The organism is Corallococcus sp. CA047B, assembly GCF_003612065.1.
GTDB classification, from domain to species: Bacteria; Myxococcota; Myxococcia; order Myxococcales; family Myxococcaceae; genus Corallococcus; species Corallococcus praedator.
The window spans coordinates 1-13,020 of the sequence record NZ_RAWD01000278.1; the positions used below are offsets into that span (position 1 = coordinate 1).

A 13,020-nucleotide genomic window follows, 5' to 3' on the forward strand; every position below is an offset into this window, starting at 1 on the left:
GGCGGGCAGTTGGGCGGAACGGGCACGGACGTGCTGTCGTTCGGTCAGGGCATGACGCGCCCGGAGAAGATCGGTGGTCCCGAGGTGTCATACACCCGTGAGGCCATTGAGGCGCGCGTGCAGGGTCTGATGATCGTGAAGTGCGTCATCACGACCGAGGGGAAGGTCGAGCGCTGCCGCGTCATCAAGCCGCTCCCCCACATGGAGCAGGCCGTGATGGACGTACTGGCCGCCTCACGCTACAAGCCGGTCACGTTCCAGGGCCGGCCGGTCGAGGTCCAGTACACCTTCAACTTCAACCTGAAGCTGCCGCGCTGATCCAGCGCATCTGCTGAGCAGTCAGCCGAATCTACCCCGCGCTCGTGAGGAGGAGCGCTCCATAGCCATGCAATTCACTCTTACCGATATCTGGAATCACACGGGCCTCTTCGCCCGCATGATCATCTTCACCCTCGCCATCATGTCGGTGGCGTCGCTGGTCGTCATGGCGGAGCGGATCATCGTCTTCCGCAAGACGCGCTCGGACAGCCGCAACTTCGCCGCGAAGATGGGCGCCATCCTCGCCAAGGGCGACCTGGCCACCGCCGCGAACACCAACCTGGGCAAGGACGTGGGCCACCTGGGCCGCGTCATCAACTCCGGCCTGACGGCGTACCGCATCAACCCCGGCAACAAGGACCTCGCGGTGGAGTCCGTGGCCCGGGCGCTCGAGCGCCAGGCGCAGCGTGAGGTGCAGAGCCTCAAGCGCGGTCTGACCGTGCTGGCCACGGTGGGTTCGACGGCGCCGTTCGTGGGCCTGCTGGGCACCACGATGGGCATCGTGAACGCCTTCCAGTTGATGGCGGCGGCCGGCTCCGGCGGTCTGGGCACCATCTCGGCCGGTATCGCCGAGGCGCTCATCACCACCGCGTTCGGTCTCCTCGTCGCGATCCCCGCGGTCATGGTCTACAACTTCCTGCAGGGCTGGGTGGATGCCCGCGCCGTGGACATCTCCGAGTCCTCCAACGAGTTCCTGGACGTGGTTGCGCGGCACGTGGGCGGCGGCGCCCAGTCCTCGCACGCGGCTTAGTTCAAGCCCACCCCTGGGACATCCCTGACCTCGAGGGCCGCCCGGCTGGAGACAGCCGAGCTGCCCCGGGGTGGGAATCCCTTCCCGGACACAGGTGCACGCATGGGAATGTCAGCAGGCCCCAAAGGGGGCATCAAGAGCGAGATCAACGTCACTCCCCTCGTGGACGTGGTGTTGGTGCTCCTCATCATCTTCATGGTCGTGACGCCCATGCTCCAGCGCGGAAAGTCCGTGGAGCTGCCCAAGGCCACGGAGATCGAGAAGGAAGGCGGCAAGGACGCCGACCCGCTGGTCCTCTCCATCACCACGGACAAGAAGGTGTTCGTGGAGAACGACGAGGTCAACGAACAGGGCCTCCAGGAGAAGATCGCCGCGGAGCTCGTGAAGGATCCGGGCAAGAAGATCCTGCTGAAGGGTGACAACACCCTGAACGTGGGTGACGTGCGCAAGGTGCTGGACACGGCGCGCAAGGCGAAGGCCAAGCAGATCGCCCTGGGTGTCGAGGAGAAGAAGTAATGTCCCGAGGACACAAGCAGCGTCAGTGGGTCAAGCCCTCATCCGCGCCGAACTCGGAGATCAACGTCACGCCCCTGGTGGACGTGGTGCTGGTGCTCCTCATCATCTTCATGGTGGTGACCCCCCTCCTGGAGAAGGACATTCTCGTCCGGGTCCCGGAGACGGAGGTCGAGGAGAACCAGCCGCCGCCGGAGCCCGACGCGCAGCAGATCGTCGTGCAGGTGGACAAGGATGGCGTCTACTCCATCAACACGGAGCAGATCGCCGCCGCCGACTACGTCACCCGCCTCAAGCGGATGTTGAACTCCAAGAAGCCGGACGAGAAGGTCGTCTTCTTCATGGCGGACGACGCGGCGAACTACGGCAAGCTCGTCGTTGCGCTCGATGGTGCACGTGCCGCGGGAGCGAAGATCCTGGGCATGGCCACCGAGCTGCCCCAGAACGCGGTCATCCAGGGCACGCAGACGACGCCCGAGGGCGCTCCGCCGGCTCCGGCGCCGACGCCCTGAGCCACTCCGCTCCGGGCTGAAGCAGCTTCAACGGTCGCAGGTTTCAACGAGAAGCTCGCTGGCGGGGATCCTTCCCGGTCAGCGGGCTTCTTGCTTTTGGGGCCCGGGTCCTCGTCCGGGACGGGACGTCTGGCGCGGCGGATGGCGCCCCAGGCCGCGTCGTGAGGCGGCGCTCCCGGTATGGGCCTTGCTCTTCCCTCCCCCGGTGCAGGTGGGGAGGGGGAGACAATGCTGGCGCGGGTGCGGTCGGGGGCGTTGATGGGCATCGACGCGGTGGTGGTGGAGTGCGAGGTCGACATGGCGCTCGGGCTGCCCTACTTCAACGTCGTGGGGTTGCCGGAAGGGGCGGCACGGGAGTCGAAGGTGCGGGTCGTCTCCGCGCTGAAGAACACCGGCTTCGACCTTCCGCAGAAGCGGATCACCGTCAACCTGGCGCCCGCGGACCTGCGCAAGGAGGGAGCGGCCTTCGAGCTGCCCATCGCGCTGGGGGTCCTGGCAGCGGCGCGGCTGATGGAGGAGGAACCGCTGGGGCTCTACCTCTTTGGCGGGGAGCTTTCGCTGGATGGCTCCATCAAGCCCATCAAGGGGGTGCTTCCGCTGGCCGTGGCGGCCCGGGACGGCGGCTTCCGTGGGGTGATGGTGCCCGCCGCCAACGCGGCGGAGGCGGCGCTCGTGGAGGGGCTCCAGGTGCTGCCCGTGGCCCACCTGCGCGAAGCCGTGGGGCATCTCACTGGCAGCGCCCCGCTGACGCCCCTGATGCGTGAGGCAGCGCTGGGAGCCGGCCCACGCAAGGCGACCGCGGACATGGCCGACGTGCGGGGCCAGCCGGAGCTGAAGCTGGCCCTGGAGCTCGCGGCGGCTGGCGGACACAACGTCCTGATGGCGGGCCCTCCGGGTTCGGGCAAGACGATGCTGGCGCGACGGCTGCCGGGCATCCTGCCGGAGATGACCTTCAACGAGGCCCTGGAGGTGACGAAGGTCTACTCCATCCAGGGGCTGCTGGGAGACGAGCAGGCGCTGGTGCGGGAGCGCCCGTTCCGCTCGCCCCATCACACGCTGTCCGACGCGGGGCTCGTGGGCGGCGGGCCCGCGGCGCGTCCGGGGGAACTGTCGCTGGCCCACCACGGGGTGCTGTTCCTCGATGAGCTCCCCGAGTTCCGCAAGAACGTCCTTGAGGTGCTGCGCCAGCCCCTGGAGGAAGGAGCCATCCACCTGGCGCGAGCCAGCCAGCACATCACCTACCCCTGCAGGGTGATGCTGGTGGCGGCGATGAATCCCTGCCCGTGCGGCTACTTCAACGTGCCGGGGCGCACCTGCACCTGCGCGGAGCACCGCGTCTTCGACTACCACTCGCGCGTCAGCGGCCCGCTGCTGGACCGCATCGACATCACCGTGCAGACGAGGCCCGTGGAATACCACCAGCTCGCGGCGAAGACGCAGGAGCTGCCGAGCCATTACTACCGGCAGCGCGTGGAAGCTGCCCGCGAGCGGCAGCGCGCCCGGTTCCAGGATGCGCCGGACGTGCACTGCAACGCCCAGATGCCTTCGCACCTGTTGCGCCGCTACTGCGTGATGTCTCCCCGCGCGGAGCAGATGTTGGAGCTCGCGGTCCGCCACCATGGCTTGTCCGCGCGCGCGCATGACCGGATCCTCAAACTGGCCCTGACGCGGGCGGACCTGGAAGGACATGGGCGCATCGAGGACGTCGACATGCAGCTCGCGGTCGACTGCCGGATGCTGGACCGCCGGGGATGGCTGCACGCCAACACGCAGGGGGCGACGGATGCTTCACGCCCCGCCTCTCCTGTCTGGAGAACGCCTCCTGACGGCAAGCATTGAGGTCCGAAGCCGCGAACGTCAGTAGGGCACGATCGCGGGGGTGGCGGCATCGCGGACGGCGGGCGGCTCCTTGACCACCGACGAAGCCACGCCTGCCGTCTCTCCAGGCAATCGCTCCGCGACGCAGGCCTCGAGCCGTGGAGCGGGGCCGGTGATGATGCGGGCCGACCTGCCGAAGGTCAGGTACGCGTAGGCCCAGTTGAGCAGCACGGCCAGCTTGCTGCGGAAGCCGATGAGGAAGGTGATGTGGATGAAGAGCCAGGCCAGCCACGCGATGAAGCCGGACTGCTGGACGCGACGGAAGGCCACGCCCACGGCATGGCCCCTGCCAATGACGGCGTAGCTGCCCCGGTCCCAGTAGTGGAACGGCTGCATCGGCTGGCCCGCGAGCTGGCGGCGGAGGTTGAGGACGGCGTGCTTGCCTTCCTGCATCGCGGCAGGAGCCAGGCCCGGAACGGTACTGCCGTCTGTCTGTTTGACGAGCGCCAGGTCCCCCACGACGAAGATGTCCGGATGGCCGGGCACGGTCAGCTCGGGCGTCACCGGGACGCGCCCTGCCCTGTCCAGCTCCACGCCGAGCGAGCGGGCCACCGGCGAGGCCTCCACGCCCGCGGCCCAGAGCACCGTCCGGGCCGACAGGTGTTCGGGCCCCATGTCCACGCCCGTGGCGTCGATGTTCGTCACCCGGGTGCCGGTGCGGATTTCGACGCCAAGCTTTTCCAGCACCCGGCGAGCATCCCCCGAGAGGTTCTCAGGATAGGTGGGAAGCACCCGATCCATCCCCTCGATGAGGATGACGCGCGCATCCCGGGGATCAATGTTCTGGAAGTCACCCGACAATGAATTGCGGCTGATCTCCGCCAGGGCGCCCGCCAGCTCCACCCCGGTGGGGCCTGCGCCGATGATGGCGAAGGTGAGCAAGGCCCGGCGGCGCTCGGGATCCGGCTCGCGCTCGGCCTGTTCGAAGGCGAGCAGCACGCGGCGGCGGATCTCCAGGGCGTCCTCGACCGTCTTCAACCCCATCGAGTGTCGCGACCACGCGTCGTTGCCGAAGTACGAATGCGTCGCACCGGTGGCAACGATGAGGAAGTCATACGCCAGCTCGCCGTCGGCCAGGAGGACGCGCTTGTTCGCGGTGTCCACCCCGGTCACCTCCGCGAGCAGGACCTGGACCTGATTGCGTCCGAGCATCGCCCGCAGCGGCGCGGCGATGTCGCTCGGGCTGAGCGTGGCCGTGGCCACCTGGTACAGCAGCGGCTGGAAGAGGTGGTGGTTGTGACGGTCCACCATCGTGACGCGAACCCCTGCCTTTCGCAGATACCTGGCCGCGTAGAGGCCGCCGAAGCCGCCTCCCAGGATGACCACATGGGGAAGGTTCTCACGGGTCGTTTTCACAATGGGAAACGTCATGCCGGCGCCCCTGGGATTCAACGAAAGCCGCGCTGTCTGACATAGATGGACTGTCATGAGCCCCCCGGGCCCGCTTATGCGGACACCTAGCATCCCGTAAGCCTTCTCAACGACCGGGAGACAGCCACGCCGCTCCGCCGCGCCGGACGGTGCCCACCTCCATGGACGCTCCCGAGGCGTCTTCGCCCGGGCGCCCGCGCGGCATGTCCGTTGCTGTCCTACCGCCCGAGGCATCAGCCCACAGGGCGGCGAGGGAGTTGGACGAGATGAGCAAGCTGACGGAGAAGTTGAAGGCAGTGGCGGCGGCGGTGGCATCCATCGAGAAGCAGTTCGGCCGGGGCGCGGTGATGACGCTCGGCGCGGATGCTCCGGAGCAGAAGGTCGCGATCATTCCCACGGGGTCGGTGGGACTGGACCGGGCTCTGGGTGTGGGCGGCTATCCGCGAGGCCGCGTGGTGGAGCTGTTCGGCAATGAATCCTCCGGGAAGACGACGCTGACCCTGCACGCCATCGCGCAAGTGCAGGCCGTGGGCGGCGTGGCGGCCTTCATCGACGCGGAGCACGCGCTGGACCTGTCCTACGCGCGCAAGCTGGGGGTGCGCACGGCGGAACTGCTGGTGGCCCAACCCGATACTGGCGAGCAGGCGCTGGAGATCACCGAGCAGCTCGTGCGCTCGGGGGCCGTGGACCTCATCGTGGTGGACTCGGTGGCGGCGCTGGTGCCTCGCGCGGAAATCGAAGGGGAGATGGGGGACGCGCACATGGGCGTCCAGGCGCGACTGATGAGCCAGGCCCTGCGCAAGCTCACCGGCGCGGTGAGTCGCTCCGGCACGTGCATCATCTTCATCAACCAGATCCGCATGAAGATTGGCGTGATGTTCGGCAACCCGGAGACGACGACGGGCGGCAATGCGCTGAAGTTCTATTCGTCCGTGCGGATGGAGATCCGCCGCACCGGCAACCTCAAGGAGGGCGACGCAGTGGTGGGTTCACGGGCCCGCGTGAAGGTGGTGAAGAACAAGCTGGCGCCTCCGTTCCAGGAGGCGGAGTTCGACGTGCTCTACGGCACGGGCATCCACCGCGCCGCCGAGGTGCTGGACCTGGCCGTGGGCGCCGGCGTGATGGAGAAGTCCGGCAGCCACTTCAGCCTGCGAGGCGAGCGCATCGGCCAGGGGCGTGAGCGGGCCTCCGAATGGCTGCGTGAACATCCCGAGGTCCTGGAGTCCCTGGCGCGCGAGCTGGCCGGCGCCAGCGCGCCGCCTATGGCGCAGGCCTCCATCGAAGCTGCCTAGGAAGCCGGGTGGAACGCATCCAGTGAGAGGGGGACCTCCAGATGTCGCAGACCCGTCCGCAACATCAGGCGCCCTTCCGGGCCTTCTTCCAGCAGTTCGCCAAACTGGTACTGCGCATCGCGCGAGAAGCGTGCCTTCGCCCTGCCCTGTTTCACCCGGCAGGTCAGGACCCCGTCGGGCGAAAGCTGGAGCGAGGTCGGGTCCAGTGCTTCCGCCGTCCGGTCGCTCAAGCGCAGGGACACGCGCTCGTCGGGCGTGACGTCCACGGTGCGCACCTCGTAGGCCGCGTCCTCCACCTGGACGTAACACCAGTCCGAAGCGATGCGGAGCTGGTAGCGCCCGTCGTCATCCAGGACCAGGGAGGCGTTGAAGAGTTCGATGATCTTCGGGTGCTCGATGGGTTCGTCGTCGTGCCACCAGCGCAACGTGGCATCCAGGCGGATGCCGCTGTCCTCACGGGTGTGCCAACGCTTGCCAGGAGGGGGCTGACCGGAGGGAGGTTGCATGTCGCCTCTTATCTGCGCGCGGAGCCCGGCGAAGACAAGCCGCCGGGCCCCGCAGGCCTACCAGTTCCGGACGTACTCCGTGTAGCCACGGAAGGCCACGGCGCCCCAGAAGTTCACCAGCACGCCAAGCGCCAGCACGGCCACCACCGCGCGGTTGCGCAGGGACCATCCCCCCACGGCGAAGAGCAGCAACAGGTAGGGCGTGTAGTCCAGGCTGAACCGGAAGCCGAACTGCATGTAGCCGGTGTTCTGGTAGAAAAGGCCGGGCAGCGCGCACACCGCCACGGTCAGCCACAGGGGCCAGTGCAGCCGGGGACGCGTGCGAGGCACCAGCAGGAACACCAGCAGGGGCAGCGTGAGCAGCAACGTCAGCCCATGCGGGTCGTACGACAGCCGGGGCGGCGACAGGGACACCTGGGGCAGCTTGAGGAACGCGGCCTGGAGGTTGCGCGACAGGTACTCGATGTTGAAGAGCCCGAAGCGGTCGATGTCCACGTTCACCCGGTTGTTGAACAGGTACGAGTGGCCGAACTCCCCCAGCTTGCCGAAGCGGTAGACGTTGTAGGCGGCGGCGAGCATGGCCAGGGGCGCGGCCCCCAGACCGAAGAGCACGAGCTTGCGAAGCGCGCTCTTCCACGTGGTGGACAGCGCCTTGAGCTGGGCCAGCCGGTCCGGTCCCGGGCAGAGCGCCTCCAGGACGAAGAAGAGGCCCGCGAAGACGAGCGGCGTGCGGGTCAGCACGGCCATGGAGAAGAAGAGGCCCGCGAGCAGGGGACGCCGGGCCCGCGCGGCGTTGCGCACGTACAGGCACGTGAGCGCCACGCCCATCACCTGCGCGCTGAACCACACCTCGCCCCGGATGGCGCAGTAGAAGAACAGCGTGCCGAAGGCGAGCACGAGCGACAGCACCACGTTGTCATCGCGGTTGCGCTCCGTCTCCCCTTCCTGCGCGAGGAAGCGCAGCAGCGAATAGAAGAGCGCCACCGCGAGCGCGCCCACGAAGACGCCGAAGGACGTGTCGTTGAACTGGTAGCCGTGCAGCGCGACGAAGGGGAGCATCACCACGGCGGGGAACGACGGGAAGCTGACGAACCAGCGATCGTCCTGGCGCGGACGGCCCTCGCACCGCACCTTCTGGCCATCCACCAGCCGCACGCAGGCCCAGTCCTCCAGGTTGGGCAGCACCTGCGGATCCACGTCCAGCCGCCCGTCCAGCCAGGACTGCGCCTGGTAGATGAAGTGCGGCGCGGCGCTCTGCCGGAGGAAGCGCTGCGAGCTGAAGCTGGACAGCACCGCGAACGCCACCAGGAACAGCATCACCTCCACCCGGTAGGCCGACAGCCACAGGCGCAGCGCGCTCCGCACCGGATGCGCCCCCGTCGCGGCCGGGGCCGAGGGCGGACCCGCGACCTCCGCTGGCGTTGCGGAGGAAGCCTGCTCGGGCGGAGCGGAGGCCCCGGGGGCATCCAGGCCCGACATGGCTCCGGAGGAAGGGACCTGGGACGCCGTGGACGGCGCTTCCGGAGTGGAAGGACGGGGACGCTTTGATTTGGAGCGACTCATGGAGACACGGGGGCGGCGAGCAGGTGCAACCTCAACATTTCCAGCACGTGGGATGCGGCGAACAGACGCACGCGGTCGCGGTCACCCGCGAGCGACACGCGCTCGCAGCGGGACTCGAAGCCGGGACCGGCCAGCGCGCAGTAGACGGTGCCCACCGGATCCTCGGGCGTCCCGCCTCCCGGACCGGCGTAGCCCGTCACCGACAGGCCGAAGGTCGTGCCGCAGGCGGTGCGAACCCCCTCGGCCATCGCGAGGGCCGTCTGCCGGGACACCGCGCTGTGCTTCTCCAGGACGTCAGGCGGAACACCGACCCAGGCGGACTTCATCTTCTCCGAGTAGACGACCGCGCCCCCCAGGAACACCTGGCTGGCACCCGGAACGGCCGTGAGGTCCTGCGCGATGAGGCCACCCGTGCAGCTCTCCGCCACCGCCAGCGTGTGGCCCGCGCGCGACAGCAGCGCCAGGAGGGCCGGGGCGTACTCGTTGGCATCCGCGCCGTACACGTGCGTGCCCAGCACCACGCGACACGCGGCCTCCGCGGCGGCGAGCGCGGCGTCGGCCTCCGCCTGGGTGGGCGCTTCGGCCATCAGCTTCAGGTGGTTTTCGGGCGCGTGCGTGCGGAAGCCGAACACCACCCGGGGATGGCTCGGGGCCAGGGGCATCACCTGCTGGTTCAACACCGATTCGGGCAGGCGCACCGTGCGCAGCAGGCGGAAGGCCCGGAAGATGCGGTGGGGTTCAGAGGCGAGCCAGCCCCGCACGCGCGGCAGCACTTCTCCGTCCACCAGCGCCCGGTATTCACGCGGGACGCCCGGCAGGAAGAACAACCGCGCACGGCCGAGCTTCTGGATGACCAGCGGCGCCGAGCCCTGGGGGTTGCGCACCGGTTCGGCGCCCGTGGGAATCCGCGCCATGCGCAGGGCTCCCGGATTGATGGCCATGCCTCGCGAGGCGTACTGCTCCTCGATCCAGCCCAGCACCCGCGCGTCTTCTTCCAGGGGCACGCCGGCCGCGGCCGCGGCGCACTCCAGCGTGAAGTCATCCGCCGTGGGCCCGAGGCCCCCCGACACGATGACCACGTCCGCGCGCGCCGAGGCCTCCAGCAGCGCGCCCGTGATGTCCGGGCGCACGTCACCCACCACCGTCACCCGTTCGACCTTCACGCCCAGGTCGAAGAGGCGGCCTTCCAGATAGGTGCTGTTGGTGTCCGTGATGAGGCCGGTGACGAGTTCGTCACCGGTGCACAGCAGCTCGACGCGCATGGGCCGGGCATCCTAGCGGTCCCGGGCCGGGAGGGCACGGTCCGCGTCCGGCTTCCCCTGCCTGACTGCTCAGAGGTACGCGGGGCCGTCGTCGGTGGCGTTCGGCTCGGAGTCCTCGTCGTCGTCCTCGTCGAGCACGGTCGCCACGGCCACCGCCGCGACGGAACCCGCGCCGACCTTGCGCGACGCCAGCCGGCTGCGCACCGAGACCGCGGACTCCACCAGCCCCATCAGCAGGTACGCGAAGAAGTACGTCACCAGCACCCAGGCCGGATGGAACTGCCGGGCAATGAACCCGCCCGTGAGCGCCATGACCAGGAAGACGAGCCCCGTCTTCAGGCCGGGCCGGGCGTCCTTGAAGGTGCGGTAGCGCACCGTGGACACCATCAGCAGCGACAGGGCCCCCACCGCCACCGCCACCGGCATGCGGGCCCCATCGCCCAGCACCTCGCCCTCCGAGGCCACGTGGTGGGAGATGATGAGCGAGACGAGCACTCCCGCGGCCAACGGGATGGGCAGGCCCACGAAGTAGCCTCCACCGCCGCCGTGCGGGTTGCGCATGGCGAGCACGTTGAAGCGCGCGAGCCGCATGGCGCCGCACGCCATGAACGCGAAGGAGATGAACAGGCCCCAGAAGCCCATGGGGGCCAGCGCCCACTTGTAGACGAGCAGCGCCGGCGCGACCCCGAAGGACATGACGTCCGCCAGGCTGTCGAGCTGCATGCCGAAGTCGCTCTGCGTCTTCGTCAGCCGGGCCACCCGTCCGTCGAACCCGTCGAAGAACATGGCGAAGAGGATGGCCAGGGCCGCCTGGTACAGCTGCACCGGCTCCGCTTCACCCGAACACAGGGTGATGGCGTAAAAGCCACAGAAGATGGAGGTGACGGTGAAGAGGTTCGGGAGCACGAACATCAGTTTCCGTAGCTTCATCGTTCCCTCGACTTCCCCTGGTGGTCGGCTGCCGCTGCGGCAGAAACGGCGAGGGAACGGACCTTAGCAGGGTTTTATTCGCGCTGGAGTCGGTCCCCGGTCGCATGGAGGAGAAATGCCGTACGGGCAATGGGCCCTGTGGGCAGTGGAGGCAGCGGTCGTCCTGCTGCTCGTGAATATCCTGTGGGTCCTGCTAGTCCGGCGCTGGTACCGCCTGCGCGGCCCCCTGCCCGAGATGCTGCGGGTGCGCTGCGCCGATGGATGGGAGCTGGCTGTGCACGCCCGGCGGGCCCCCGTCCGTCGCTTCGCCGAGCCCGTGCTGCTGTGCCACGGGCTGGCGGCCAACCGCTACACCTTCGACTTCGAGCCGCCCTACTCCGTGGCCCACTACCTCACCGAGGCCGGCTTCGACTGCTTCAGCGTGGAGTGGCGCGGCACCGGGCACTCTCGCCGTCCGCCCCAGGGCCGGCGGCCCACGGACTTCACCATCGACGACCACATCACCCAGGACGGGCCGGCCCTCCTGGAACTGGCGCTGAAGGAGACGGGCGCGAAGCAGGCCTTCTGGCTGGGCCATTCGCTGGGAGGACTGGTGGGCTACGGCGTGGCCCAGGGCGCCGAGGGCGGGAAGCTCGCGGGCCTGTTGGAGCTGGGGGCGCCGGTGCACCTCAAGTCAGCGCCCTTCCTGCGCGCGCTCATCTCGCTGGGCGTGCGCGCCGCGTGGCCGGGGAGCATCCGGCAGGAGTGGATGAGCGCCAGCGTCGCGCCCTTCCTGGGCTACCTCGCCCTGCCCCTGTCGGACATCGTGGTGAATCCCCGGCACGTCTCGCCACGTGTCCTGCGGCAGCTGTCCGTCAACATGATGGCGGCGATGAGCCGCAAGGTGCTGCTCCAGTTCGAGGACTGGATTGCCCACGACGTGTTCCGCTCGTACGACCGCAAGACGGACTGGCGCGCGGGCATCGCGAAGCTCCAGCAGCCCGTGCTCGTGATGGGCGGCAGCGCGGACCGGCTGGCCACCGCGGCCAACGTGGAGGCGCAGTACGCCCTGCTCACGTCGCCCGACCGTACCCTGCACGTCTTCGGTCGGGACCGCGGAGACAAGATGGACTACGGCCACGGCGACCTCATCTTCGGCACCGGCGCGCCGACAGAGGTCTATCCCGTCATCCGCGAGTGGCTGGAGAAGCGCGCCACGCCCATGTCCCCCGAGCCCGCGTCCTCCACTCCGGGTTGAGGGACGAACTCAGGGGGCCCGGGGTCCGGTTTCCGCTTCGACCTGGACGCAGGGCGCGTCCAGGCCGCGCGTGTGGCCTGCATCGACCTGGCGGAGACGGACGCGCGTCTGGCCCTCGCAGTCCGCGGACACCAGCGGGCCCCGGGCGTCCTTCGAGGTGAGGGCTTCCACGCGCAACTGGCCCTCTTCGATGGCCAGCAGCACGGACTCGCCGGCGTCGAGGGCTTCGATGTTCCGGGCATCCACGGTGGCCTTCGAGTCCACCGACAACGCCGCGAGTCCGCACGCCAGGAGCCGGGCGTCGCGCAACACCACGCGGGCCCGCTGCGCCGCCAGCACGCAGGTGCCCTTCGCGTCCTGGACCGTGACGGTGGCCACGTCCGCCTCCACCTGGCGCAGGTGGAGTCCGTCTCCCGCGATGCCGTCCGCCGTGCTCACGCCCAGGATGCGTCCGTCGCGCAGGCGCAGGCGCCCCTGCACCGCCACCACGCCGTACTCCCGCGAGCCTTCCAGTCGGAAGCGCCGGACCTCCAGGTCCGAGTTCGTGAGCTGCAAGGCCCCGTAGGTGCCCGCGTCCTTCACGACCACGTCCTCCAGCAGGCCGGTCGTCGTCGTGAGCCCCAGGCCAGCCCGCGTGGCGTGCTCCGAGGTGAAGCCGCGCACCGACACCCGGGCCCCGTTCGTCGTCAGGCCGTACTCGTGCCCCTGCACCCGCACGTCCACCAGCTTCAACGTGCCGCCCACCGCGAGGAACGCCGGGCCCGTGCCTTGCGAGACGCCTGCCCGCTCGACCTCCGCCACGCCCCCTTCCTGGCTCAGCGCCACCCGCGAGCCCTGGAAGCACACCCCTTCCAGTTGGACCGTCGCCCCGCCCCGGAGCCGGACCC

13 protein-coding genes are annotated in these 13,020 nt (G+C 69.1%); 7 read left to right on the plus strand and 6 right to left on the minus strand.

Features of this window, described 5'->3' with window-relative positions:
* The 5 genes from D7X74_RS31885 to D7X74_RS31905 form a co-directional block, all read left to right on the plus strand.
* Nucleotides 1–318, plus strand: a 318-nt coding sequence (locus tag D7X74_RS31885) for an energy transducer TonB (RefSeq protein ID WP_147446757.1), incomplete at its 5' end; no start/stop codon positions are given.
* A 67-nt stretch (nucleotides 319–385) separates the two neighbouring features.
* Nucleotides 386–1,069, plus strand: coding sequence for a MotA/TolQ/ExbB proton channel family protein (locus D7X74_RS31890; protein ID WP_120536787.1), 684 nt, complete (start codon nucleotides 386–388; stop codon nucleotides 1,067–1,069).
* Nucleotides 1,070–1,171: 102 nt separating this feature from the next.
* On the plus strand, nucleotides 1,172–1,585 hold the full coding sequence (locus D7X74_RS31895) for a biopolymer transporter ExbD (protein ID WP_120536788.1): 414 nt from the start codon (nucleotides 1,172–1,174) through the stop codon (nucleotides 1,583–1,585).
* Nucleotides 1,585–2,094 carry a biopolymer transporter ExbD gene (locus D7X74_RS31900; protein WP_120536789.1) on the plus strand — a complete coding sequence of 170 codons (510 nt, stop codon included), beginning with the start codon at nucleotides 1,585–1,587 and terminating at the stop codon, nucleotides 2,092–2,094. The genes D7X74_RS31895 and D7X74_RS31900 overlap by 1 nt, the downstream gene beginning before the upstream one ends.
* Before the next feature lie 228 nt (nucleotides 2,095–2,322).
* On the plus strand, nucleotides 2,323–3,933 hold the full coding sequence (locus tag D7X74_RS31905) for a YifB family Mg chelatase-like AAA ATPase (RefSeq protein WP_120536790.1): 1,611 nt from the start codon (nucleotides 2,323–2,325) through the stop codon (nucleotides 3,931–3,933).
* A gap of 18 nt (nucleotides 3,934–3,951) precedes the next feature.
* Here D7X74_RS31905 and D7X74_RS31910 read toward each other — a convergent pair whose 3' ends face one another.
* A complete protein-coding gene (locus D7X74_RS31910; RefSeq protein WP_233602344.1) occupies nucleotides 3,952–5,343 on the minus strand; it encodes an NAD(P)/FAD-dependent oxidoreductase in 1,392 nt (463 codons plus the stop codon).
* 266 nt (nucleotides 5,344–5,609) lie between these two features.
* Here D7X74_RS31910 and recA point away from each other — a divergent pair, with 266 nt between their 5' ends.
* Complete coding sequence (recA, locus tag D7X74_RS31915; protein ID WP_120536791.1) at nucleotides 5,610–6,635, plus strand: recombinase RecA; 1,026 nt, start codon at nucleotides 5,610–5,612, stop codon at nucleotides 6,633–6,635.
* Here recA and D7X74_RS31920 read toward each other — a convergent pair.
* From D7X74_RS31920 to pssA, 4 genes are all read right to left on the minus strand, one after another.
* Nucleotides 6,632–7,141 carry a DUF1285 domain-containing protein gene (locus tag D7X74_RS31920; protein WP_199741937.1) on the minus strand — a complete coding sequence of 170 codons (510 nt, stop codon included), beginning with the start codon at nucleotides 7,139–7,141 and terminating at the stop codon, nucleotides 6,632–6,634. The two genes, recA and D7X74_RS31920, sit on opposite strands and share 4 nt — an antisense overlap.
* 57 nt (nucleotides 7,142–7,198) lie before the next feature.
* Nucleotides 7,199–8,704: a hypothetical protein gene (locus D7X74_RS31925; protein ID WP_120536793.1), complete on the minus strand. Its 1,506-nt coding sequence runs from the start codon at nucleotides 8,702–8,704 to the stop codon at nucleotides 7,199–7,201.
* On the minus strand, nucleotides 8,701–9,966 hold the full coding sequence (locus D7X74_RS31930; RefSeq protein ID WP_120536794.1) for a CinA family nicotinamide mononucleotide deamidase-related protein: 1,266 nt from the start codon (nucleotides 9,964–9,966) through the stop codon (nucleotides 8,701–8,703). The genes D7X74_RS31925 and D7X74_RS31930 overlap by 4 nt, the downstream gene beginning before the upstream one ends.
* Nucleotides 9,967–10,035: 69 nt before the next feature.
* Nucleotides 10,036–10,896: a CDP-diacylglycerol--serine O-phosphatidyltransferase gene (gene pssA, locus D7X74_RS31935; protein ID WP_120536795.1), complete on the minus strand. Its 861-nt coding sequence runs from the start codon at nucleotides 10,894–10,896 to the stop codon at nucleotides 10,036–10,038.
* A 115-nt stretch (nucleotides 10,897–11,011) separates the two neighbouring features.
* Between pssA and D7X74_RS31940 the strand changes: the two genes are divergently transcribed.
* The gene (locus D7X74_RS31940; RefSeq protein WP_120536796.1) at nucleotides 11,012–12,133 is read left to right on the plus strand and encodes an alpha/beta fold hydrolase; all 1,122 of its coding nucleotides are present in this window, start codon (nucleotides 11,012–11,014) and stop codon (nucleotides 12,131–12,133) included.
* A 9-nt stretch (nucleotides 12,134–12,142) separates the two neighbouring features.
* Here D7X74_RS31940 and D7X74_RS43180 read toward each other — a convergent pair.
* A partial coding sequence (locus D7X74_RS43180; RefSeq protein WP_158622325.1) for a hypothetical protein occupies nucleotides 12,143–13,020 on the minus strand: 878 nt, incomplete at its 5' end.